The organism is Jingyaoa shaoxingensis (genome assembly GCF_014385005.1).
Classification (GTDB): domain Bacteria; phylum Bacillota; class Clostridia; order Lachnospirales; family Lachnospiraceae; genus Marvinbryantia; species Marvinbryantia shaoxingensis.
Genome location: NZ_JACRSZ010000001.1, coordinates 808,161 through 831,370 on the forward strand (window position 1 = coordinate 808,161; position 23,210 = coordinate 831,370).

The following is a 23,210-nucleotide window of genomic DNA, read 5'->3' on the forward strand; positions in this document are numbered from 1 at the left end:
ATACTTTCAGCACATGACAGTCAGCAAATGCATATGCCAATTTCCTGAAGCATATATAATTTTGAATAAACGGTTAAAGTATACGGAAAATATTTTTCCCCAAACACAAACCACAGACTGTTTATCAGATGAATCGCACTGCACAGAATCAGATAAATAGCAAGAGGGCGACCCTTCCATGGAAGTTCCGCCAGAAGAATGATTACTCCGAGAGAAATTCCTGTATTTATAAGGCTTATCTGTATTCCCGGATATACGGTTTTTGCACTGAGATAGCTGATTTTTCCAAACAGAGGATACGTTTCTGACCGGATTCCAACATACATATGCGGTTCATATTTCTTTAAAACATCGGTACATATCTCACAGATCATCCTGGTCAGATCATCAATCTGAGTCCACATAAGCAGAAAACCTAGCAGGATCAGTATGACAATATACAGAATACATTTATTTTTATCTGCCTCAATTCTTCGATAGGTTCTGGTGTAATCAATTACTTTCTTTTCTTTCATAGACTCCTCCTTTTTCCGTTTCGCTACACAGCTCATAACCGGAAATCTTCCAGAATTTTTTACATCCCCTCCCCATAAATTACGGCACTGTAGCCTTTCTGCTTTTTGCTCTGATACATTGCCCTATCAGCCTTTCTGTATAGCTGATCAAAAGAAACCTCTTCATATCCATCATAAAAACACGCACCCAGACTTATTTCTATGCTCTTTCTCTTCATCTCTATAATATCAATCTGTCGGATATTTTCGAAAAGGCGTTCAAAAAATTTCTCAGCTACTGTTCGCTCCAGCATTTTCGGCATAAATATAGCGAACTCATCGCCACCAAGCCGCAAAACCACATCACTGTCACGACATGTTTTCCGTAACTTCTCCGCAATGGCTATAATCACTTTATCTCCTACAGAATGCCCATAAGTATCATTGATGGATTTAAATTTGTCACAGTCGATCAGGCAAAGCAATCCTCCTGTTTTTTCCTTTAAAAGTTCAGTAATCCTTTTTTCTCCGCTTCCACGATTACATAATCCTGTCATAAGATCTGTCCGCGCCAGATAAATCAGCCTGTTCTCGCGCTTTTTTTCTTCTTCTATACACTCAATACAGAAAAGCACATGCAGAAGTCTTCCATTTTCATCGTAGTCTACAGGAATAAATCTGCTTCGGCACCAACCTGATATTTTATCTATAAATTCATGTGTTATGCTGTTTTCTTCAAGAAGTCGTCCTTCCAGCGTACTGATATCTACAAACTCCAGCGATTCCTGAAGTTGTGATTCTATACACATTTTCTCAGCAATATTCTTAATATGTCCGCAAAAATCATCCCTGATTTCATATTTTCCCATCTTTTTGAAATCTTTTTCCAAATATTCCGCAATCTGATCTGTCATTTTTACAATATGATAGCTTTTTGTCTGCACATTAATCAAATGCATAACTGTATAGATCTTCGAGAGGGATGAATAACTGCTGAGCTTTGCCTCTTTATTTGACATTATAAATGAATTACGCATTTTCAGAAATGAGATAAGAAGCGTTCCTATCATATCCAAAAAAGTAGTAAGCCCCCTGTAATCACTTTTGGGAGGATTATCCACACCGAAAAATCCTCTTATCTCGTCTTTATAACGTAATGGGCATACCACCACATTTCTCACATTCTGCGCTTTTAGCATATCATATGAAATGCGATGTTCTTCTTTGATATCTTCTATATCAGTGATAATGATACTTTCGCCTTTGGAAAACGTATCATACCACCACTTTATTACGTCCATATCGACATTCTGCAATCTGTCTATCTCAGGAGTTACTCCCTGTGCACACCATTCATACGTATTGTCTGTGCCATGTCTTTCTTTACAATCCTCAAAAATATATATTCTATCAGAACCGATATGTCTGCCGAAAAAGCGGATAAATTCATTAATCTGCTCGTCAGGTGTATTGTAATTAAGTGCGGATCTAAGTGCTTCATTTATGACCAGTTCATACTTTATGATTGTCTTCATGTTGTTTTCCTCCTGAATGTCGTTCTCATCTTATTTTTTTACATTCAAGCCAGATGGAAAGACCTTCTTTTATTTTCTGCTCTTCCACAGGTTTCATAAAAAATATTCTATCTGCATCCTAAACGCATGAAGTGAAAAGTCAAGATCACTGCACCAGATGATCCCACATTTCGGATACAGGGAGCGGAAATGTTCTGCCGCATTCAGCCCGGACACCCCTGGCAACTCAAGAAACACCACTGCCGGTACTGTTTTTCGTGCCCGCCCAAAAAACTGTTCCTGATCAGTCAATATGGCAATACAATACACGACATCCCTCCTCTTCCATTTGCTATACTCCCATTTGTTATCCTCATTATAAAAAAGTCAGAATTTTTTCAATAATTCTGTCACGAAACGACAGAAAATGACACGAATTGTAAATCCATGGTATTGTTTTGTGATATATTGTTACCAGATAAATACTCTCAAACTCCTCATACTTCATCCTCTGCCTCTTCACAATCCTCATAAGACTCAATCTCTGCATAAAGATGTGTGTCTCCTTTCACATCTTCCTCTGGCTCATGCAATTCTTTACATTCCTTATCTGTATACAAAACGTAATAAGAACTATCATCATGAAGCATGATCCATACGTGATTATCTGCAGGAACAGTGATTGCATAATCCTTTTCCAGCTCTGTGCCAGGAGCTGCAGTAACTGTTACATTACGTACATCACCTTCTGCTTTTTCTGCTTCCTCGTACTTTTCGCAGAGATCTGCTACATCCTCAGGTCTGTCCACGCCGTAGGAGAATTCCATCTTCGAAGCTTCTTCTGAAGTGCCGTCCTTATGATTCAGAATCTGAGTATGTTTCAATGGTCTGTAATCATCCGAAGCAACCACATATTCCATAGAAATCCAGTCTCCCTCTGTGTAGGATTCTCCATCTCCCTGAGAATTCAATGCGCTCTGCGTAAGTTCTTCAGGTACCTTTGTCTGTATAATGATCGTATCACCATCTTCTTTCATATCCGTCACTTCTTCCTCTATGGTTTCATCTGTGTAAAAGCTTATAAGATCATCTGCATTTCCATCTGCTTCATCAATATACAGACAGGAGAGATACTCATCTCCTTCTTTTCCGTATTTTAATTCGCCATCTTTATAGAGCATCTGGGTAATACCATACATATCTACATACATCACTTCAGAATCTTCATAGTCATATACCTTTGTATTCTGCAGTATATATTCACAGGTAGCTTCATAGCTTTTATGATTGCTTACAAGACTGTCTGTTTCTCCTGCTTTCATCATCTGTTCCAGTGCATTGTCTTTTGTCAGTTCAGGTAACGTATCCGATGCCTGGACACTCACACATCCTGCTCCCAGAGTTCCCATAATCAGTGCCGTCACAATAATCATTCTTTTCTTCATTTTTTAGTCTCCTTTTCTTATATTTTTTCCTTTACGATGCCAGTAAAAGCGAACTTTCGGGCATATATACCGTATCAAAAACTCTCCTCATTTTGACAGTTTTCTGCATCTATATTATTTATGTTATTTGAATTTGACTTCCCTGTCTATATTTTTGCGTGAATAGTCAAAATATGGCGTAAAAAGACCTCTGTCTAGTTTGATTTTACCATCTGCCAATGGTATACTTTTTTTAATAAGTAACCTAGCCATTATCTATCTTTACGACAGGAGGTCTTTATGATAGCATTGCGTTATTTCTGCGGATTTTCTCTTCAGATTCTTCCTTATGCATTTTTCTGTTTGTATCCATTCCGGGATCGTTTCCGCCTAAGCACAAAAAAGACAATGCTCATGGCACTGTCCATTTTTATTGTAATGGTCATTCCGTTTTCTCTTATCGCACAGTTCAACATCGGTGGTGATTACAAAGAGCTGATCTGGAATGTTATTTTTTATATTGCCCTGCTACTGTTCGGAGTGTTGTATTGTTTTATCATCCAGGCAAAAACAGCAGAAAAACTGTTTGTATTTTTTGTTGTAATGAGCTACGGATTCTTTGTTACAAGCACCGTTACCTTTTTGCACCGTACTTTCCGGTTCCCATCCGATTATTTTATGTATCCGCCCTTTGCACTGGCTCTCACACTTATCATAAATCTGGTTCTTGCGAAACCATTTCTCATGCTGATGGAGCGAATCCGTACTATGATCAATGCAGATTTGGAATCACGGATCTGGAAGATTCTCTGCTCCCTCCCTGCTTTGTTTATTCTGATTGCCAGCATTGCACAGTTCTCAAGCATAATAAATCTTTCCAATAATATAGTTGTCCATGTTATGTTTGTACTGTTTGCAGTATTTGCTTTCATGGTGTATGCCGTATTCTTCAGTGTCATGGGATACATCCGCAGCAAACAGGAAGAACAGCGGATTTCCGAGTGCATACTGGAAAACTACCGGAATCAGGCAGAAAACAACGAACATATTCTGGAAATACACCATGAGATCCGGCATCATATGAATGCCCTGTCCTCCTATCTTAAACAGGAGGACTATGCAGGTGCCAGACAGTATACACAGAAATTTACTGAAGAAGCCGAACAGCTTCCTTTTGTCACCTACACAACCAATGCTCTGGTCAATTCCATCCTTTCGGAATTTGCAGAACGTGCCAGCCGTTATAAAGCCATAGTGGAGTACAGTATTATCATTGGCAGAAAACTCAACATGGAAGACATTGATTTGTGCCGGATGTTGACAAATATATTGGAAAATGCAGTAGAAGGGTGTCAGAAGGTTTCTGAAGGACAGCGAATCATCCGGCTGAATCTCCATTCAAAGGGAAATTTTCTGTTTATTAAATGTGAAAACTCCTGCAATGAGGATAACTTGAGAATCACGAATGGAAAATATAAATCCAGTAAAAAGAACAGTGACAGACACGGTTACGGTCTTAAAATCATCAATGGAATCGCCGAAAAATACAATGGTATACTGAGCGTACAGGTACGTGGTGGCTTTTTTGCTGTAACAACAACGCTTTGTCTTGACGAAAATAACGAATAACAGGAGGCTTTCACTATGTACCATATTGTCATCTGTGATGATGAACCGATTTTTTTAACACAGATATCAGAAATGATCAGCGATATTTTAGCATCCATGGGAGAATCCTGCGAGATTCGAAAATATACTTCTATTGCAGAATTAAAAAATACATTGCAGAATACTCCCAAAAGCTGTGACATTCTGATTCTTGATATTATGCTGGGTGAAAACAATGGAATCAGCTTTGCAGAATGTCTCCGTGACACCAGAAACCAAATTCCCGTTATCTTCATTTCCAGCAGTAAGGAATTTGTATTCGATGCATATTCTGCTGAACCTGTAGGTTATATCCTCAAGCCGGTCAGCCGTCAAAAACTTGCAGAAGCACTAACCCGTGCAATCCGACATCTGATCCCGAAATCCATTATAATCGACACTCCGTCCAGAACTGTATCCTTTCATATCAGGGATATTACCTATATTGAAATAATCAATAAAGAACTGCAGATTCACCTTCAGGACGGTACTGTCACAAAGATATATAAGTCCCTTTCTGCAGTCCGTGAAATTCTGCCGAAAGATATCTTCGTGCAATGTCACAGATGCTACATTGTTTCTCTGTATGCTGTCCGTTCAATCAGACGCTTTGAAATCACACTGAATAATCATGAAATAATCCCGGTCAGCAAATACAGCTACCGGGATGTCCAGGAACAATTACAGCAATACGCTGCAAAATGGTTTTAATTTCTCCAAACAGCTCAAAAATCATTTCATCTCTCGCAATTATCTTTTATCAGTCAATCAGCTATAAATGCAAACAGCAGAAAACGGCGGTCTTATCGACCGCCGTCCAGACTGTAGACAACCACCGTTTTAACCGGTGGTTGTTTACCAGTTTTCCTTCAGATTCCCATAACAGCAGATATCTTAATCTCTTTTTCCGTTTCACTGAGGTCAAAATCACCGCCGTCTTCCACAGTCATGTGTACCTCATACAGTACATCTTCGGATAATGTATCCGGTGTTTCACCATCTTCTGTCTGGATATGCCATTTCTCTTCCGGAACTTCCTTCAAGGTACCATCTGTACCATATGCATACAGCTTCAAAGAACCTGTTTCCCCTGAAATTCCTTTCATACGTATTGCAACGGTCGTATTCGGATGTACATTCTCAATTGTAATCGTATTCAGCCATCCTTCCACATCTCCCTGACCGCCGTCTACCGCAAACTTCTCCTGGCTTAACACATTGCGCATTGCCTGATCCAGATCCACCTTGCGGTAAGGCATTTCCGGCAGATATACAAACCTGTCCTGCAGTCTCAGAAGTTCCAGATAGCCGGTCGGACAATAGAGCGCATTTCCGCTGTTTCCCGCATACATACCGATAGCCATGTTGTTGTATCCCGGTTTGTCAGAAATATCCATGGTAAATGCAGTCTCGCCTGTCTCAAAATCAAGCATGATATACTGCCACATACCAGTTTCCATATCCTGAACATATCCGTAAATATATCCTGTTGCAGTGGACAGCTTCATCATGGAAGTGTCGGACAGATCACTTCTGCACCAGATACTCTTCATCTCATATCCGTCCTCCGTCTTAACTGTATCCACACGTTCTATACCCGGCGCGATCATTTTATTGCCCTGTCTCAGCCAGCCCACATCATAAATATTCTCATAGCTTTGTATTGAGGAATCATTATCTGCTTCTCCAAGCTTCGCACTTCCTGCACCAAACCAGTTACATACGATCGTGCTTACTGTTCCCTCTCCATCATCATATACAATTGCAGAATTTTCCACAGATACCTGTGTACCTTCCGGAAGCTCATCTATAACAGGCATACTTGCAACCTGTTCTCCTGTTTTCATATCCACCGCAATAAGATTTACCGGATCCTGATTATCTGTAAACATAACCAGATCTTTGGTCAGAGACGGGGAACATCCACCTCCCCATGCAAGACCGCCACCTGTCGTCTCATCGCCTTCTTTGCTTTCCTTGGCACCCACACTTTTATAGGAAGTTTCCCAGACTTTTTTCACACCATTATCCGCCTGGAGCAGATAACACTTCAGATTTGTCAGAATGACCGCACCCTCCTTAGATGCCGCAATACCATTCTCTGCACCCTCTCCCGGTTCCAGTTCATATACAAACACTGCCTCTGACAGATCTACATCTTCTCCATTTAAGATCTTATCAATAGCTGTACGGGAAATATATCCGAAGGTTCCTTGCTGTTTTCTATCAGGATAAATGCGGAAGCCTCCTGTTGCAAACCAGAGATTTCCCTCATAATCAAAAACTACAGATAACAGATTCTGATCCAGTGTTTTTCCAAGTGCTGCCTCTGCTGCCGCTTTAATATCAATATCCAGCACTTTCTCAAATTCCGGAAGTACATTTCCCTCCTCATCTGTAGCCTTAAGCATAAGTACCCGATTATCGTTCGTCGGACACACAATGCGATTGCTCTCATCTACAAAAGAATATGAACTCTGTATCAGATAGCTTCCATTGTCATGCTGTTTTGGTGAAAAATAGCCCAAGGTCTGTGCCTCATCTGCATTAATATCACGGATCGCCAGGCCACCCAGAAGCGGAACCACAGAATGTCCATAGGAATCAAAAAAGACTGCCGGGGAAGCATTGGGATTAACTTTTTCATAAGAAACATTGATCTCAGAATAAATATCAACAGGCAATACCTCATCTGTTGAATCTGTATTATAGCAGTCATGATGAATATTGGAATCACTTGCTGCCATATAAGGATTCTCGTCGATAACCTTCGGTGTAAGTGTCTTTATAGGCAGTTCTGATGTCTGACCTGCATTTTCCTCTGTCTGTGTTTCTTCTACCTGTGTTTCCTCTGCACGTACCATATTTATTGACGGTTCAGATATTGTAGCTGCTATAAAAGCGATCATTGCAAGAATTAAAGCTCTTTTCTTCATAATTGTTTTCCTCCTGAGTGTTTTTGTCATATTACATTTCTGCGTTCAAACCAGATGGAGAGTCCTTCTTTTATTTTCTGCTCTTCCACAGGTTTCAAAAAAAAATATTCTATCCGCATCCTGAACGCATGAAGCGAAAAATCAAGATCACTGCACCAGATAATCCCACATTTCGGATACAGGGAACGGAGATGTTCTGCCGCATTCAGCCCGGACACCCCTGGCAATGCAAGAAACACCACTGCCGGTATTGTTTTTCGTGTCCGCCCAAAAAACTGTTCCTGATCCTGATAGATTTCAATCAATGGAAAAACTTTCTTTTCTGTACAGTAATTCCTGATATATTCCGCACAGTTCTGTCCTTCCTGTTCCTGATCAGTCAATATGGCAATACAATACACGACATCCCTCCTCTTCCATTTGATGTACTCCCATTTGTTATCCTCATTATAAAAAAGTCAGAAATTTTTTCAATAATTCTATCACGAAACGACAGAAAATGACACGAATTGTAAATCTATGGTATTGTTTTGTGATATACTTATAGCAGAATTTTATAAACATATAAACAAAGGAAGATTTACTATGAAAATTGCAATTGTTGATGATATTTCAGACGAACGGACACTGCTGCGAAACAGACTGGAATCTCAGTTTTCCAGACGCAATGTCCATACAGATATATTTGAATATGAAAATGGAGAAACTTTCCTCAATTCAGCGAAAGAATGCCCTTTCACTGCAGTGTTTCTGGATATTTATATGAATGGATCCAATGGAATTGATACAGCAAAAGAACTTCGCAGATCAGACACTGACTGTCTGCTGATCTTCACAACAACTTCCACTGACCATGCATTAGAAGGATTTCAGGTCCGGGCTCTGCACTATCTTGTAAAGCCCTACAGTGAGAATGATATTTCCGCACTGGCAGATGAAATCCTTTCCCGCATCCCGGATTCCGGGAAATACATAGATGTAAAGGTAAACGGCAGTAATATTCAGATTCCCTTCCGGAAAATAATCTACGCAGAGCATTTTTCCCATATGATCCATATCCACACTGCCGGTGAAAGGGAACTGGTCACCCGCCAGTCCTTTGATTCCTTCATAACCTCCCTGAAAATGGATCCACGCTTCTATCAATGTAACCGGGGCGTTGTGATCAATCTGGAGCATGCAGTTGATTTTGACGGAACAGGCTTTCGCCTTGATAACGGAAGCAATATCCCGGTAAGCAGAAAGCTTCTCAAAAATGCCAGACAGACATTTATGGAATTTCTGTTCCAAAGGAGGTCCTGAAATGACTGACATACTTCGCCCTGTACTTGAACTTTCCGTAATCATTCCCGGCATACTGCTGGCATATCTGCCTGTAAAAAGCTATCTGAGACAGACACCGCTTAAGCTGACAGCGTGGCTTCTTCCTCTTCTTCTGGGAATCTGTATTTTCGGAGGAGCGGTTTGTTGCGCTCTCCACTTTCCCATCAGATGGATCCTGTTTCCTCTGCTGCCTGTTATTATGCTTATTTATCATAAAACATTAAAAATCTCTGTCTGGAAATCCGTCAGTATTTTTCTGGCAGTCTTTGCAGTTTTTGCATGTTTCAACAGTCTTTCCCGGGCAGTCAATGCACTTATAACTTCTGACCTGCATATTACAGAAAATGAACTGTGGTTTCGTACCGGTGCCGGAATTTTCTATAACGTCATCTGCCTGCTGTTTGTTCTGGCAGCCTGGTATCCTGCCCGCCACTGTGTTCAGACAATGATCACAGACGAAAACTTTGCCCAGACCTGGTATGTATTCTGGATCCTTCCGGTAATCTTCATCGGAGTGAATCTTTTTATGATTCCTAAATACCGCGATACTTTATATACCGGGCGGGTCCTGCAGTGTTATATTGTTTTCAGTCTTGTACTGCTCATAATCCTGCTCCTGTTTTATGTCATGTTTCTCATGATGGCGGTCAGCCTGAACAGAAATGCCAGACTTCAGCAGGAAAACCATTTTCTTTCCCTTCAGCAGGAAAGATACGAGAATCTCTGCATGGCCATTGAAGAAGCAAGACAGGCGCGTCACGATATCCGCCATCATTTTGTACAACTGTCCTCTCTGGCAGAGCAGGGTGACATGGAAAAAATCAAAAAATATCTCTTGGCTGCAACCGGAAAAATCTCTGACTATAACCTCCATTTCTGTGAAAATCAGGCTGTTGACAGTGTTTTCGGATATTATTCCACTCTTGCCAAAAGAGAAAACATTCCTTTTCATGCACTGGTTTCCCTGCCTGCTGATCTTTCCATAGATGAGATTAATCTGTGCCTTGTATTTTCCAATCTGCTGGAAAATGCCATCCAGGCAAGTGTGAAAACAGAGCACGCCCGCAGAAAGATTAATGTGGAGGTTTATCCCCACCATAATCATCTGCTTCTGATTCATGTGGAGAATACCTTCGATGGCAAAATACAGCAAAAAAACAATATTTTCCAATCCTCCAAACGCTCCGGAAACGGCATAGGAATCGAATCCGTCCGCCACATTACCGACAAAAACGGCGGTGCCTGTGACTTTACCTATGAAGATGGTATTTTCTCTGCCAAAATAATGCTCCGGATATAATCAGTTACTGATTATATCCGGAGCATCCACGACTGCCGCACTTTATAAGATTATTCATCTTTAAGGAAATCATTCAATTGCATGTCAGGGACGCCTGATACACTCTGATTGCATCTCCAAGCCACATTTCTCATCATTTTTTGACCACAAATTTACGACAAATCTGACACTGCTTTACAATACCAGACAAAATGACTGATACCCCGGAAAGCCTGTAAAACAAACACTTGTTAATTGTTTTGTGAGCCAAGATTTTGTGAATGTTACAAATATTCCCCGAGCATCTGTGAAACGCATACCTCTATGGTGTCTATAATTCTTTCACAATTGCTCTTTCGCATTCCCGCTGCAATACCTACTGCCAGAAGTTCCTTCCTGCCTGGATTTCGTCCGTTTCCATCAACTGTGGTTGTATGTTCCCCGTAATACGTATTACTGTAAGTAAGGTCATATGCCGGGCTCAATCTCCATTGATCATTTATTTCGTCATATAAATATGTGAAGTTCTTTGAATGATCATCCCGGTTATGTGCAAACACATTAAAACACATGCGGCGGAACATATTCTCCACATCTTCTTTATTATCTCTGGTCAAAATCTTTGTAAGTTTCATCAAACTATGATAATCCAAACTTGGCTGTTCAAAATCCAGTTCCAGAAGTGCTGCTGCCGTCAGCATATGAAGTCTTTTTCCATCAGCCTCTCTGTCGAATCGACTAATTCCAAAATACCCCTTACATATATCTGATGGAAAAAGTTTTGTTTCACTCATTGTAATGCCACATTGTCTTGCGCAGCAGGAATAATCGTACTCCATCTTTCCTGCATCTTTTCCATCTACATGCGCAGGAAATTTTATAATCCAGTCTTTTCGATCAATTGTCGTCATAATTTTGGGTCTGGCACCTCCACTGGTTCCACCAAGGCAATACAATTCATCCAGTTTATCTGAGTATTCTGTATTCAATATCTTCGCACACTCTTCTGCCAGTTCATCCAGATTCACAGGCTTTTGCTGCTCTGAAAAACTTTTTTCCGGATAATATGTCAATGCTCCCATTCCAGACTTTCCAACTATCGCCAATCGATCCAGAACTGTCAGTTCATCCAGGTTCTGTTTATGTTCTCGAAGTAATCGATTTAATAATAATCGTCCCCAGTTATCCGGAAGACTATCTGCAAAAACACCAAAAAGTCCATCAAAATAATCTTTGGTTGGAACAAATACTTGTTTTTTTAAAGGCAATGAAAATGGACTGATAGGGAAACCATTTTCCAGCCATTCTTCACAATATTGAAATGCTACTTTATAGTCAGCTGTCATTGCCAGTGTTCCTACATGTCTTTCATCATAGTATACCTGCAATGCATTATTTTGTCTCATTTATGACCTCCTGAATATCCCTGTAAGGTACCGTCGTAAAAAGATTTCTGATATCATCCTCTATATCTAATGCCATAGCGATCTTCGTGAGGGATATCAGCGAAATCTGCCCTGAAGTCTCAAATCTTTTAATCGAACCATAGCTCACCCCACTCATAGAAGCCAGCTTCTCCTGGGAGATAGAACGACGCTTCCTGATATTCCGCACTCTCTGTGCAAGTTTCTGATCAAGTTCCTCTGCTGTTTCCCATATAAAATTCTCCATATTGTCCTCCCTATTCGGATAATATTTTGTCTAAAATAGTCAGTTTTCATTCAAATTAGATAATATATTATATATGATTATTTTATCATTTATACGCTCTTAATACAACTTTTTTAATTTAAGATAAAAAATAATGAGATCGCTATCCACGACCTCATCGTCTTCCTTTAAACATAAATCAATTCTTTTAGAATGCCACTGGGGACAGTAAAAAGTCACAAACACCGCCCCCTTATTCCCCTCCACAGCCAGTTAAACAATATAAATTATTATACGTAAAATTTTGCTGTATTTTTTCATTCTCGTCTCTCCGTTCTTTTCTTTTTTGCTATAACAAATGCAACCCCAGGATCTGTTTGTTCTTTCTCACAGACACAGGATTGCATTTATTTTGCCATCATAATTTAAATTTTACCGTTTAAGCGAAGGAGCATGTTAATTCAAATATTCCCCAACCGGAGACGAATTGTATTGTTTCTTAATCTCAATCACAATAGAGCCATCTTCATTTGTTTTTTCTGACAAAATTTTGTACTTTGCTCCACTCTTTTCCAACTGTGATTTATACTTTTCACATTCTTGTACAATTGCTTTTTTTGCATATGCTGTCGTTTCTCCGTCATGGTTGGAAAAACATACTGTCTGAGTGATACAAGCCGCTTTAATTCTTTTCATTTTAGCTACCTCTCTTTCAAAAATGCCTCAGCACTTTTAATTATAAAATCATTCCATTTAAATTTCAAAAGAGGTTTTCACTAAAAATACATTTCCTGTTTTTAGTTATTATTACCATGCATTTATTCTGTAAATGTATAACGTACAAAAGAACCCTTATTATCTCCTGTTACTATTACGATATCACCGTTTTCATTGCGTGTAGTTTCCAGAACCGGATATCTTCCATTTTCTTTTACATATGCTTCGGGACTGGCTGCTTCTGCTTCAATCAAAGTTTTTTTGCTGTGTTTTTCTCCTCCACACGGATTTATTTCTTCTATAAAGATTTCATATTCATGCATATGTGATTCCTCCTGAGTTTCATTTTTTAGATTCTATTTCTATTATAAAACCAGTTGATTTTGATTTCAAAAGCAGTTTTTACCAAAATGCACTTTCTGTTTTTAGACATTATTGCTATTATACATCTATCATCATTCAAATTGAAACAGCGTCCTAAAAAGGGTTTACACTTTCGCAAAATGCCATTACAATGGTTACATATATAGAAAGGATCAAAGATACTATGTTTCAAATTTTTGTTGACTCCGCAGCCAATCTTCCGGCTGTCATTGCAAAGCAGTATAACATCAACGTTATCTCTTTTGTCAATCTGGTTTCCGGCAAAGAGATTACCTGCTATAATCCGGATCTTTCACCTGAAGAAGAACGTGAAAAGGGTTCCGAATACTATAACGCCATGCGCAAAGGATGCGAAATCAAAACCGGTCTGATCAGCATTGCTACTTTTAAAGAAAAATTTCAAAAAGCATTGCAGGAAGGTCAGGATGTCCTGTACTTCTCCTTAAGTAAAAATATCAGCGGAACTTATAATTCTGCAAGATTAGCTGCAGAAGATTTGTCAGACAATAACGCAAATGGCCATAAAATACGATTAATTGATTCTCTTAATGCCTCTCTTGCACAGGGAATCCTTGCCATATATGCCAGCATCATGCGCGATAAGGGTATGACTGTCGATGAGGTCGCAGATTTTCTGGAATCCTGTGTCGGAAAAATGAATGGCATCTTTACTGTGGGAGATCTCAAATATCTTTCTCAGACCGGACGAATCAAAGGAAGTGTAGCCGCTATTGGAAATGTTCTGAGAATTAAACCTATTCTGAAAGGCGACAAAGATGGCTACATTGTCTCTTATAAAAATGTCCGTGGCCGCAAATCTGCATTAAACACTCTGATTGATCTGGTATGTAACAACATCATACATCCGGAGAAGCAAATTATCGGCATTGCCCACGCAGACGCATACGAAGATTCTCTTTATATTATGAAGAAAATACAGGAAAAAATCAAAGTACGTGATTTCATCAACACCTCTTATGACTTCTGTACCGGAAGTCATGTCGGCCCTGATACCATTGCGCTTTTCTTCATTGGAAAAGACAGAGAATTGGCTTGTACAGAGTGAAAAAACAGGCAGTTGACCGCTACACGACATCCTTCATAATCCTTGGGATCCTTGAAACACCGATCACCCTTACGAGAGGTTTGGGATGCACTTGTCAGCTCAAACGGCTTCTGAAAAGAACAGGGGTTGACATTGCACGTACCGGCAGTTATACAGGACATGGAAGCAGAGAGGTATTTTTATTAAAAGAAAGGTGTTGGATATGCAATACAATCTCCCAGATCGGGTTTTTGAAGAACTTTGTTCTTTTGCACAGAAATATTCTGTCAACAAAATTATATTGTTTGGTTCACGTGCACGGGGAACGAATACAGAACGAAGCGATATAGATATTGCGGTATACGGCGGTGATTTTGATGGTTTTTACTGGGATGTGAAGGAAAAAATATATTCTCTTTTGATGTTTGATATTGTACAGGCTGATACCTCTGTTTCAGATGATTTGAAACAGGAAATCGAAAAGGATGGTGTCGTAATTTATGAAAAAGCTTGATAACTTTTCCAATTGTCTGACCATATTGGCAGATGCTGATTTTACACTTGCTGAAACGAATGATATCTACAGAACCGGAATTATCGGACAGTTTAATCTTACTTTTGAGCTTGCCTGGAAAGCCTTGCAGGAGATTATGAAAATGCACGGTGTGGAAGAGGCTTCTACTGGATCACCACGTGAAATCCTACAACTTGGTTACAAAATAGGCTTTCTAAATGATCCTGAAATATGGCTGCTTATGCTAAAAAAACGTAATACCTCTGTTCACATTTACAATGAGAACGAAATCGATGAACTGATTCTGCTGATACGTGACAGTTTTATTCCTGCTTTTAAGATTCTCAAAGAAACTTTGATAAAGAAACTGGATGAAACTGAAAGCGATTGGACATGATACACAGCCAAAATTTATACATCTTCTGTGATGTAAAGATCCTGCGAATCTCCATGTTCGGAATTGCAAGCGAAAAAACATCTCCACTTATCTTTCCTCTCTGGATCAGATACCCGGTTGTAAATAACACCCTCCAGACTGGATTTCACTCTATTTTCATTCATACTTCGACATGTTATAATACGTTCAGTGGTAAGCTGGTTTGGAGCCTGTACTTATCATACCGGAGGAGAATTATATGAAATTAGATGTTTTAGGACTTTTCGCAGCCTGCTCCTATGCACTGGACTGTGTAGAAGCTGAATTCATACATGTAACCAGCAAACATGCCAGACGTGTTGCTTATATGAGTGTCTGCACCGCTGAACAGCTGGGTGTTCAGGGCAAACGGCTGCAGGATCTGGCTGTCTGTGCCCTGCTGCATGACAATGCACTGATCCAGTATGTTCAGGAAGAATTCTACAATGATATTTCACCGGCATCTGTTACTCAGGAATTTCCCCAATTAAGTGCACACTGTATTTCAGGTGAAAAGAATATTCAGGGGCTTCCATTTCATACAGATGTCTCGAATGTGATTTTATATCATCATGAAAATGCGGATGGAAGTGGTCCCTTTGGTAAAACATGGACAGAGGTGCCTCTCTTTGCACGTATTATACACCTGTGTGACTCACTGGATGTCATCTGTCATTCCCAAACATTTACATCTGACACCTGGAAAAAAGCAAATGTTTTTTTAACGAGCACAAGAGGCCGCATCATTGACGAAGAATGTGCGGATGCATTTTTACGGGCATTTTCAGAGTCCCATTTTCTTTCGATTGGAAACAAAAATCTGGGAATCTGCCTTTGGAACAAGATTCCACGGATCAAACAGGATCTCAGCTTTTCTCAGATTAAGATTCTGGCCAACTTTTTCGCCCATATTATTGACTATAAGTCTCCTCTTACCAGTACCCATTCTATCTGCGTAGCTGCTGATGCGGAAAAACTGATCCGCTACATGGGATATGATGAGGAAACTGCCCAGAAAATGTATCTGGCTGGTGCGTTGCATGATATCGGAAAAGTAGTAATCGGAAATGAAATTCTGGAAAAACCAGGACGTCTGACAGATGAAGAATTCGCTGCCATGAAGCACCATGCCGCATATACCTACTATATTCTCTCAGGTATCAACGATTTTGATGAGATTCGTGACTGGGCCTCCTTTCACCACGAACGGTTAGACGGTTCCGGATACCCATTTGGCAAATCAGCCTCTGATCTGAATACTCAGGAGCGTATTATGGCATGTGTAGATATCTATCAGGCTCTGATCGAGAACCGTCCCTATAAACAGGGTATCTCCCATGAAAAAGCATGTGAAATTCTGCGGGATATGGCTGAAAAAGGATGGATCGATTCCGATATTGTTACTCAGACTGCGGCCTGCTTTTCTGACTATTCAAAAAGTGCCGGCACAAACCAAATGTCATTCTCATCCAAATGACACTGGCATGAGCCGGCGCTTTTACTATACTTTTTTATGATCACTGCTTTCGTAATCCGCACTTGATTGCCTGTACCGGGCATGCCTGTCTGCAGCGTCCGCAGCGGATACATTCTAAGCTGTTCGCATCTTCCACCGGATTGACCTCCATCTGACAGACTTTTGCGCATTTTCCACAATGTACACAGCTCTCCTTATCCACATGATAGCGATATACAGATACTTTGTTGAATATGGAATAGAATGCCCCAAGTGGACAAATATACCGGCAAAATGGACGGTATATGAGGATGGATAACACAATCGTTGCAATCAGAATCGCATTTTTCCATATGTACAGCCATCCAATGGCACCGCGCATTGCCTTATTCAGAAGTACCAGCGGCAGCCCGCCTTCCAATGTACCTGCCGGACAGATCAGTTTGCAAAAATATGGTGCTCCCTGTCCCATAATATCTGTCAGAAACAGTGGGAGAAGGATCACAAATATCAGAAATATCACATATTTTAACTTTCGTAACAGCTTATCTCCACGAAATGTCCGTATCTTTTTGGGAAACGGAATCTTGTTTAACAGATCCTGGATCAGTCCAAACGGACATAAGAACCCGCACACCAGTCTTCCAAGAAGTGCCCCCACAAAGATCAGGAATCCCACTACATAATAAGCAAATTTGAAGTTCCAGCTCCCGATCACTGCCTGCAGTGATCCGATGGGACATGCTCCCACTGCACCGGGACAGGAATAACAGTTCAGTCCCGGTACACAGACATTTTTCAGTTTTCCCGTATATATTTTGCCGGTTACAAATCCGGAAAAATGGGAATTTGTTGCTGCCGCCCATACTGCCTGTATAGTATGTCTCGGCCAGTTTTTAATTGTTGTCTTTTTATCCAATTCCAATACACTCCATACAGATATTTACAGCTTTGGTCAGAACTACCACCATCTCCCCGCGGTGAATCCCGGCCACCATCATCAGAACCCCCAACGCTGCCAGGGCAATTCCGGTCCATCTTGACTCTGTCAGTTTTCTCATAAGTCCCCCTATTGGTTCGCTTTCACTTCATCTAACTTCTGCATCACAGCATCTTTCCAGCCCTGAAGATCATTACTTCCCATGATCGGATCACTTACAATATTGCCGTCTTTATCCACAAAGAAAGATTCCGGGAAGGACTGCAGTCCCTGTATGCGCCCGTTCAGGAAGCCTTTATCTGGGAGCAGAAGCGGATAAGTCACGCCTGTTTTTTCTTTCAGAACCTGTGCCTTCTTCACCACTTCTTCATCTGTTGTTCCGTCCGCTCCTACTGAATCGATTACCATTCCGACAACACCAACACCCTGATCCTTTAATTCCTGGTACAGCTTTTCCAGTTCCGGCATCTCATTGACACACGGAGAACACCAGGTGGTAAACGCATTCACAAGTGTCAGATCATAGTCACTGAATACAGACTCTGTATAGGTATTGCCATCAATATCCGTAGTCTCAAATGTACCTACATTCTCTGCGCCCAGATTGGTGCTGTCTGATGGCTCATCAAATGCAGAATGACTTCCGTCGAATTCTGTCATATCCGTAAGAGTTGTTTCGATCTGTCCGATCTCATCTGTCAGGTCTGCATCCGCATCCTTATTGATGCTGAGATAATACTTGAATTTTCCATCTGCACTGGTTCCCAGTTCCTTGTGTTCATTGCATCCGGTAAGATTGTCCAGATCATCCAATACATCTGTGCTGTACATTCCAAGAGTACCAATTCTCTCGATACTCTTTAACCAGTCTTCATAGCCGGTTCCCAGCAAATCTACATCTTCGTTCTTCTGCTCCTCTGTCAGCTTGTTCCAGTGCACAAATGCATACTTGATGCCTGACATATCACTGGTCCAGTCCTCTGCGGTCATCATCAGTACGTCAGAATTGTCCATCTGTTTTTTCAGTGTGTCTGGAAGTGAGAACTGCAGTCCCATATATGGAAAATCATAGAGATCCTGTGAAGGGAAATTTAATTCATATGCTTTTACTGTCTTTGATACCGGTGTCCCGTCTTCTGCAAACACTGCCGTATCTGCATCTCCGTCAGCCACCATTGCTACTCCGGCTGTATCTCCACCGACAGCTTCTTCTGTACTGTTTTCTGTACTGACTTCTGTGGCAGCTTCTGTATCCTCTGCCATCACCATCGTCATATTCATCGAAGCCAAGGTCAGCGCTCCTGTCGCCAGCAGTACCATCATTCTTTTTCTGTTCATTTTGTTCATTCTCCTTTTAGTTTTTCTTAAGGTATTGTAACATACTTTCTGTGTACATCGTGTGAATTGCTGTAAAATTCACAGAAAAAACACTTTTTTGTATATGCTGAGAACCCCATGGCAGTTTTCTCTGCCACGGGGCTCTCATTGCTTTACCTTGTTACATTTGAAAGAATCATTTGTTCCCTGCAGTGCAGTTCTACTCGTAAAGCGGACATTCGCAATCCGCCGATTAGTGCTCCGCGCACTTGAAGCGGGGGATTGCTTATCTGCGTTCATTCTTTCTGCGACGTCTGATGTATACGACGATCACTGCCGCAGATACTGCCAGTGCACCTGCCAGTGCACCAATCGGTGTGTTATCACCGGTCTTGGCCGCTGTAGTTGTCTGCTTATCAGGCTTTTTGCCTTTTGATTCAGTCTCTGTCTGTTTCTCAGATTCAGACTCTGTCTCTGATTCAGACTCTGTTTCTGTTTCAGATTCACTTTCTTCCTCAGATGTTTCGCTGTTCGTAATCGTTACCTCCGCAGTATCGTTCTGAGCATCTAATGTCACTTCTCCATTGGTTACTTCTACGTCATAAGCGAATTTGTCATCATTTGTCACAAGATTGCCATCTTTGTCTACTTCTGCAACATACAGGTTCACAACTGTTCCAGCCGGATAAAGCGGTACTGTAATCTCAACATTCGTTTCTGATGATCCATTCATGTTCAGTTCAATGATGTTCTCTGATACGGCATCAGAAAGTGTTGTACACTCTTTGTCTGCAAAGAGACCTGCGTAGAATGTTTCATTGGTCTCTTTCGCATTACCGTCTACATCTACCACTTTTTTGACGATTCTCAGGGATGCATCTACATTGTAACCATCCGGTATTGTCAGGAATACATTATCAAAATGTACTTCTTTGGTTCCGTCTGCTTTTTCAATGGTCACTCTGTTGCCATCACCAAAGTTCACGGTATAACGAACCCCATCTTCTGTGGTACCTGCTTTGTAGCTTGTACCATCCGCGGTACATTCACCTACATAATAGGTGGTATCTTCTTTCAGATTCTCAAATGTTACTGTGGATGATGATGCATTCTTGAATTCCAGTGCTTTTACATTGGAAATTCGTTTTGTGCAGGCTTCGTCTGCGTACAGAGCTACATAGTAGGTCGCATCTTCGGCGCTGAGCGTGTTGCCAAAAATGGTTCCCAGCTTCTTGGTTACTTCAATGGCTTTATCTGTCTGCTCTGTCTTCGTATCCTCTACCAGCAGCACACCATCCTTAGATGCAGCTGTTGTCTTGTCTGCATCGATGGTTCCATCTTCCTTCAGTACAAATGTCGTATCTTCAGTCAGATCATATCCATCCGGTGCTGTCATTTCGTGCAGTGTGTAAGTTTCGCCTGTCACCAGACCGGTTACTTCGTGAGATTCCTTCGTAGAAACCCATTCATCTACTACATTGCCATCCTGATCAAGAATCTGTAAGTATGCACCTTCCACAAGCTTGCCGTCAGCAATGTCAACCTTGTTGATCTTGACAGAAGTGATGGTGTTGGTGATGTCATAATCTTTTACTGTTGAAATGTAACCATCTATCGGGTTCTCATCCACAGTATAAGTATATGCTGTTTTACCATCCTCACTGTACAGTTCAAGATCTGTCCAGCTGTATTTCCAGTTATCTTTCGCGGTTACTTCCTTGCTGTCGATCTGTTCTCCGTTCTGGTACAGATTTACTGTGATACTTTCTGGAAGCTCGGTTCCTTCCGGTACATTCCAGGTCTTCGTTCCGCTGACTTCCGTCGTTCCTGTGATGGTATTTGTGATATTGTAAACACTGACTGCTTTTTCATATCCTTCCACTGCTTCTTCATCTACAGTATAAAGATATGCAGTCTTTCCATCTTCACTGTACGCTGCAAGATCTGTCCAGCTGTACTTCCAGTCATCTTCCGCTGTCACTTTCTTACTGTCAATCTTGTCTCCGTTCTGGTACAGGTTTACTGTAATGCTTTCCGGCAATTCAGTTCCTTCCGGTACATCCCAGGTCTTTTCACCTTCTACGATGATCTTATCACTTCTTATATTGGTGATATCATAGCCGTCAATGGTCTTATTGTAGCCCGCTACTGGCTCTTCATCTACCGTATAGGTGTATGCGGTCTTTCCATCTTCACTGTATTTTGGCAGATCAGCAAAACTGTAATTCCAGTTGTCTTCTGCGGTTACTTCCTTCCTGTCGATCGGTTCACCATTCCGATTCAGGATTACCGTGATGCTTTCTGGAAGCTCGGTTCCTTCCGGCACATTCCAGGTCTTCGTTCCGCTGACTTCTGTGGTTCCTGTAATCGTATTGATGATATCGTAGCCGTCTACATCTGAAAGATAGCCTTCTACTTCTTCCTCATCTACCGTGTAAGTGTAGGCGATCTTTCCGTCTTCACTGTATTCTGGCAGATCAGTAAAACTGTAATTCCAGTTATCTTCTGCGGTTACTTCCTTCCTGTCGATCGGTTCATCATTGCGATACAGATTTACAGTGATGCTTTCTGGAAGTTCGGTTCCTTCCGGCACATTCCAGGTCTTCGTTCCGCTGACTTCTGTGGTTCCTGTAATCGTATTGATGATATCGTAGCCGTCTACATCTGAAAGATAGCCTTCTACTTCTTCCTCATCTACCGTGTAAGTATAGGCGGTCTTTCCGTCTTCGCTGTATTCTGCAAGATCTGTCCAGCTGTAGCTCCAGTCTTCTTCTGCTGTTACTTCCTTGCTGTCAATCCATTCATTATTGCGATACAGATTTACGGTAATACTTTCTGGAAGTTCAGTTCCTTCCGGTGCATTCCAGGTCTTCGTTCCGCTGACTTCCGTCGTTCCTGTAATCGTATTGATGATATCGTAGCCGTCTACATCTGAAAGATAGCCTTCTACTTCTTCCTCATCTACCGTGTAAGTGTAGGCGGTCTTTCCGTCTTCGCTGTATTCTGCAAGATCTGTCCAGCTGTAGCTCCAGTCTTCTTCTGCTGTTACTTCTTTGCTGTCAATCCATTCATTATTGCGATACAGATTTACGGTAATACTTTCTGGAAGTTCAGTTCCTTCCGGTACATTCCAGGTCTTCGTTCCGCTGACTTCCGTCGTTCCTGTAATCGTATTGATGATATCGTAGCCGTCTACATCTGAAAGATAGCCTTCTACTTCTTTTTCCTCTACTGTATAGGTATAGGCGGTCTTTCCATTTTCACTGTATTTTGGCAGATCAGTAAAGCTGTACTTCCACTCATCCTTGGCTGTTACTGTCTTACTGTCAATCCATTCATTATTGCGATACAGATTTACGGTAATACTTTCTGGAAGTTCAGTTCCTTCCGGTACATTCCAGGTCTTCGTTCCGCTGACTTCCGTCGTTCCTGTAATCGTATTGATGATATCGTAGCCGTCTACATCTGAAAGATAGCCTTCTACTTCTTTTTCCTCTACTGTATAGGTATAGGCGGTCTTTCCATTTTCACTGTATTTTGGCAGATCAGTAAAGCTGTACTTCCACTCATCCTTGGCTGTTACTGTCTTACTGTCAATCCATTCATTATTGCGATACAGATTTACGGTAATACTTTCTGGAAGTTCAGTTCCTTCCGGTACATTCCAGGTCTTCGTTCCGCTGACTTCCGTCGTTCCTGTAATCGTATTGATGATATCGTAGCCTTCTACTTCTGAACGATAGCCATCCATTTCTGCCTCACCTACCGTGTAGGTGTAGGCGGTCTTTCCGTCCGCGCTGTATTCTGGCAGATCAGTAAAGCTGTACTTCCACTCATCCTTGGCTGTTACTGTCTTACTGTCGATCGGTTTATCATTACGCTTCAGGATTACCGTGATGCTTTCCGGCAGCTTCGTTCCTTCCGGCACATTCCAGGTCTTCGTTCCCTCTACCTTCGTGGTTCCCGTGATCGTGTTGGTGATGTTGTAGCCGCTGACTGCCTTCTCATATCCGGAAACTTCTTCCTCATCTACCTTGTAGGTGTATGCGGTCTTTCCGTCTTCGCTGTACGCTTCAAGATCTGTCCAGCTGTACTTCCAGCCGTCCTCTGCGGTTACTGTCTTGCTGCCGATCTTGGTTCCGTTCTGGTACAGGT

At 41.3% G+C, this 23,210-nt stretch carries 21 protein-coding genes; 8 read left to right on the plus strand and 13 right to left on the minus strand.

Annotation, left to right across the window (positions count from 1 at the left end; genetic code table 11):
- Positions 1–20: 20 nt before the first annotated feature.
- From H8716_RS03805 to H8716_RS03815, 3 genes are all read right to left on the minus strand, one after another.
- Positions 21–515: a hypothetical protein gene (locus tag H8716_RS03805; RefSeq protein ID WP_249307172.1), complete on the minus strand. Its 495-nt coding sequence runs from the start codon at positions 513–515 to the stop codon at positions 21–23.
- 59 nt (positions 516–574) lie between these two features.
- On the minus strand, positions 575–2,029 hold the full coding sequence (locus H8716_RS03810; protein ID WP_249307173.1) for a sensor domain-containing diguanylate cyclase: 1,455 nt from the start codon (positions 2,027–2,029) through the stop codon (positions 575–577).
- A 476-nt stretch (positions 2,030–2,505) separates the two neighbouring features.
- Positions 2,506–3,453, minus strand: coding sequence for a hypothetical protein (locus H8716_RS03815; RefSeq protein WP_249307174.1), 948 nt, complete (start codon positions 3,451–3,453; stop codon positions 2,506–2,508).
- A gap of 279 nt (positions 3,454–3,732) precedes the next feature.
- On the opposite strand from H8716_RS03815, the gene H8716_RS03820 reads away from it, so the two are divergent.
- A complete protein-coding gene (locus H8716_RS03820; RefSeq protein WP_249307175.1) occupies positions 3,733–5,061 on the plus strand; it encodes an ATP-binding protein in 1,329 nt (442 codons plus the stop codon).
- Positions 5,062–5,076: 15 nt separating this feature from the next.
- The gene (locus H8716_RS03825) at positions 5,077–5,790 is read left to right on the plus strand and encodes a LytR/AlgR family response regulator transcription factor (RefSeq protein ID WP_173679582.1); all 714 of its coding nucleotides are present in this window, start codon (positions 5,077–5,079) and stop codon (positions 5,788–5,790) included.
- A 158-nt stretch (positions 5,791–5,948) separates the two neighbouring features.
- On the opposite strand, the gene H8716_RS03830 is transcribed toward H8716_RS03825, so the two are convergent.
- Complete coding sequence (locus tag H8716_RS03830; protein WP_249307176.1) at positions 5,949–8,015, minus strand: hypothetical protein; 2,067 nt, start codon at positions 8,013–8,015, stop codon at positions 5,949–5,951.
- 26 nt (positions 8,016–8,041) lie between these two features.
- On the minus strand, positions 8,042–8,416 hold the full coding sequence (locus H8716_RS03835; RefSeq protein ID WP_249307177.1) for a response regulator: 375 nt from the start codon (positions 8,414–8,416) through the stop codon (positions 8,042–8,044).
- A gap of 184 nt (positions 8,417–8,600) precedes the next feature.
- Here H8716_RS03835 and H8716_RS03840 point away from each other — a divergent pair, with 184 nt between their 5' ends.
- Together H8716_RS03840 and H8716_RS03845 are read left to right on the plus strand one after the other, a co-directional pair.
- On the plus strand, positions 8,601–9,317 hold the full coding sequence (locus H8716_RS03840; RefSeq protein WP_249307178.1) for a LytR/AlgR family response regulator transcription factor: 717 nt from the start codon (positions 8,601–8,603) through the stop codon (positions 9,315–9,317).
- 1 nt (position 9,318) lies between these two features.
- Positions 9,319–10,638 carry an ATP-binding protein gene (locus H8716_RS03845; RefSeq protein ID WP_249307179.1) on the plus strand — a complete coding sequence of 440 codons (1,320 nt, stop codon included), beginning with the start codon at positions 9,319–9,321 and terminating at the stop codon, positions 10,636–10,638.
- Positions 10,639–10,901: 263 nt separating this feature from the next.
- Here the strand turns inward: H8716_RS03845 and H8716_RS03850 are convergent, their stop codons facing one another.
- The 4 genes from H8716_RS03850 to H8716_RS03865 all read right to left on the minus strand — a co-directional run bounded on the left by H8716_RS03850 (position 10,902) and on the right by H8716_RS03865 (position 13,307).
- A complete protein-coding gene (locus tag H8716_RS03850; RefSeq protein ID WP_249307180.1) occupies positions 10,902–12,023 on the minus strand; it encodes a type II toxin-antitoxin system HipA family toxin in 1,122 nt (373 codons plus the stop codon).
- On the minus strand, positions 12,010–12,288 hold the full coding sequence (locus tag H8716_RS03855) for a helix-turn-helix domain-containing protein (RefSeq protein WP_249307181.1): 279 nt from the start codon (positions 12,286–12,288) through the stop codon (positions 12,010–12,012). The genes H8716_RS03850 and H8716_RS03855 overlap by 14 nt, the downstream gene beginning before the upstream one ends.
- A gap of 435 nt (positions 12,289–12,723) precedes the next feature.
- Positions 12,724–12,963: a hypothetical protein gene (locus H8716_RS03860; RefSeq protein ID WP_249307182.1), complete on the minus strand. Its 240-nt coding sequence runs from the start codon at positions 12,961–12,963 to the stop codon at positions 12,724–12,726.
- A gap of 122 nt (positions 12,964–13,085) precedes the next feature.
- Positions 13,086–13,307 carry a hypothetical protein gene (locus H8716_RS03865; RefSeq protein WP_249307183.1) on the minus strand — a complete coding sequence of 74 codons (222 nt, stop codon included), beginning with the start codon at positions 13,305–13,307 and terminating at the stop codon, positions 13,086–13,088.
- A gap of 224 nt (positions 13,308–13,531) precedes the next feature.
- Here H8716_RS03865 and H8716_RS03870 point away from each other — a divergent pair, with 224 nt between their 5' ends.
- The 4 genes from H8716_RS03870 (at position 13,532) to H8716_RS03885 (ending at position 16,819) form a co-directional block, all read left to right on the plus strand.
- Positions 13,532–14,434, plus strand: coding sequence for a DegV family protein (locus H8716_RS03870; RefSeq protein ID WP_249307184.1), 903 nt, complete (start codon positions 13,532–13,534; stop codon positions 14,432–14,434).
- Positions 14,435–14,636: 202 nt separating this feature from the next.
- On the plus strand, positions 14,637–14,927 hold the full coding sequence (locus H8716_RS03875; RefSeq protein ID WP_249307185.1) for a nucleotidyltransferase family protein: 291 nt from the start codon (positions 14,637–14,639) through the stop codon (positions 14,925–14,927).
- Positions 14,914–15,324 (plus strand): HI0074 family nucleotidyltransferase substrate-binding subunit, encoded by a 411-nt coding sequence (locus H8716_RS03880; protein ID WP_249307186.1) that lies wholly within the window; start codon positions 14,914–14,916, stop codon positions 15,322–15,324. The genes H8716_RS03875 and H8716_RS03880 overlap by 14 nt, the downstream gene beginning before the upstream one ends.
- A gap of 238 nt (positions 15,325–15,562) precedes the next feature.
- The gene (locus H8716_RS03885; RefSeq protein WP_249307187.1) at positions 15,563–16,819 is read left to right on the plus strand and encodes an HD-GYP domain-containing protein; all 1,257 of its coding nucleotides are present in this window, start codon (positions 15,563–15,565) and stop codon (positions 16,817–16,819) included.
- A gap of 40 nt (positions 16,820–16,859) precedes the next feature.
- Here H8716_RS03885 and H8716_RS03890 read toward each other — a convergent pair whose 3' ends face one another.
- The 4 genes from H8716_RS03890 to H8716_RS03905 form a co-directional block, all read right to left on the minus strand.
- Positions 16,860–17,717 carry a 4Fe-4S binding protein gene (locus H8716_RS03890; RefSeq protein ID WP_249307188.1) on the minus strand — a complete coding sequence of 286 codons (858 nt, stop codon included), beginning with the start codon at positions 17,715–17,717 and terminating at the stop codon, positions 16,860–16,862.
- Complete coding sequence (locus tag H8716_RS03895; protein WP_249307189.1) at positions 17,710–17,859, minus strand: CD1871A family CXXC motif-containing protein; 150 nt, start codon at positions 17,857–17,859, stop codon at positions 17,710–17,712. The genes H8716_RS03890 and H8716_RS03895 overlap by 8 nt, the downstream gene beginning before the upstream one ends.
- An 8-nt stretch (positions 17,860–17,867) precedes the next feature.
- The gene (locus H8716_RS03900; protein WP_249307190.1) at positions 17,868–19,076 is read right to left on the minus strand and encodes a redoxin domain-containing protein; all 1,209 of its coding nucleotides are present in this window, start codon (positions 19,074–19,076) and stop codon (positions 17,868–17,870) included.
- A 265-nt stretch (positions 19,077–19,341) separates the two neighbouring features.
- Positions 19,342–23,210, minus strand: a 3,869-nt coding sequence (locus tag H8716_RS03905) for a Cna B-type domain-containing protein (protein WP_249307191.1), incomplete at its 5' end; no start/stop codon positions are given.

Excerpts from the sequence above, each read along its gene's own strand:
- H8716_RS03880 (WP_249307186.1), top strand. The coding sequence starts at position 14,914 with ATGAAAAAGCTTGATAACTTTTCCAATTGTCTGACCATATTGGCAGAT.
- H8716_RS03860 (WP_249307182.1), bottom strand. The coding sequence starts at position 12,963 with ATGAAAAGAATTAAAGCGGCTTGTATCACTCAGACAGTATGTTTTTCC.
- H8716_RS03850 (WP_249307180.1), bottom strand. The coding sequence starts at position 12,023 with ATGAGACAAAATAATGCATTGCAGGTATACTATGATGAAAGACATGTA.
- H8716_RS03875 (WP_249307185.1), top strand. The coding sequence starts at position 14,637 with ATGCAATACAATCTCCCAGATCGGGTTTTTGAAGAACTTTGTTCTTTT.
- H8716_RS03865 (WP_249307183.1), bottom strand. The coding sequence starts at position 13,307 with ATGCATGAATATGAAATCTTTATAGAAGAAATAAATCCGTGTGGAGGA.
- H8716_RS03815 (WP_249307174.1), bottom strand. The coding sequence starts at position 3,453 with ATGAAGAAAAGAATGATTATTGTGACGGCACTGATTATGGGAACTCTG.
- H8716_RS03820 (WP_249307175.1), top strand. The coding sequence starts at position 3,733 with ATGATAGCATTGCGTTATTTCTGCGGATTTTCTCTTCAGATTCTTCCT.
- H8716_RS03840 (WP_249307178.1), top strand. The coding sequence starts at position 8,601 with ATGAAAATTGCAATTGTTGATGATATTTCAGACGAACGGACACTGCTG.
- H8716_RS03900 (WP_249307190.1), bottom strand. The coding sequence starts at position 19,076 with ATGAACAGAAAAAGAATGATGGTACTGCTGGCGACAGGAGCGCTGACC.
- H8716_RS03870 (WP_249307184.1), top strand. The coding sequence starts at position 13,532 with ATGTTTCAAATTTTTGTTGACTCCGCAGCCAATCTTCCGGCTGTCATT.
- H8716_RS03855 (WP_249307181.1), bottom strand. The coding sequence starts at position 12,288 with ATGGAGAATTTTATATGGGAAACAGCAGAGGAACTTGATCAGAAACTT.
- H8716_RS03885 (WP_249307187.1), top strand. The coding sequence starts at position 15,563 with ATGAAATTAGATGTTTTAGGACTTTTCGCAGCCTGCTCCTATGCACTG.
- H8716_RS03845 (WP_249307179.1), top strand. The coding sequence starts at position 9,319 with ATGACTGACATACTTCGCCCTGTACTTGAACTTTCCGTAATCATTCCC.
- H8716_RS03895 (WP_249307189.1), bottom strand. The coding sequence starts at position 17,859 with ATGAGAAAACTGACAGAGTCAAGATGGACCGGAATTGCCCTGGCAGCG.
- H8716_RS03830 (WP_249307176.1), bottom strand. The coding sequence starts at position 8,015 with ATGAAGAAAAGAGCTTTAATTCTTGCAATGATCGCTTTTATAGCAGCT.
- H8716_RS03810 (WP_249307173.1), bottom strand. The coding sequence starts at position 2,029 with ATGAAGACAATCATAAAGTATGAACTGGTCATAAATGAAGCACTTAGA.
- H8716_RS03805 (WP_249307172.1), bottom strand. The coding sequence starts at position 515 with ATGAAAGAAAAGAAAGTAATTGATTACACCAGAACCTATCGAAGAATT.
- H8716_RS03825 (WP_173679582.1), top strand. The coding sequence starts at position 5,077 with ATGTACCATATTGTCATCTGTGATGATGAACCGATTTTTTTAACACAG.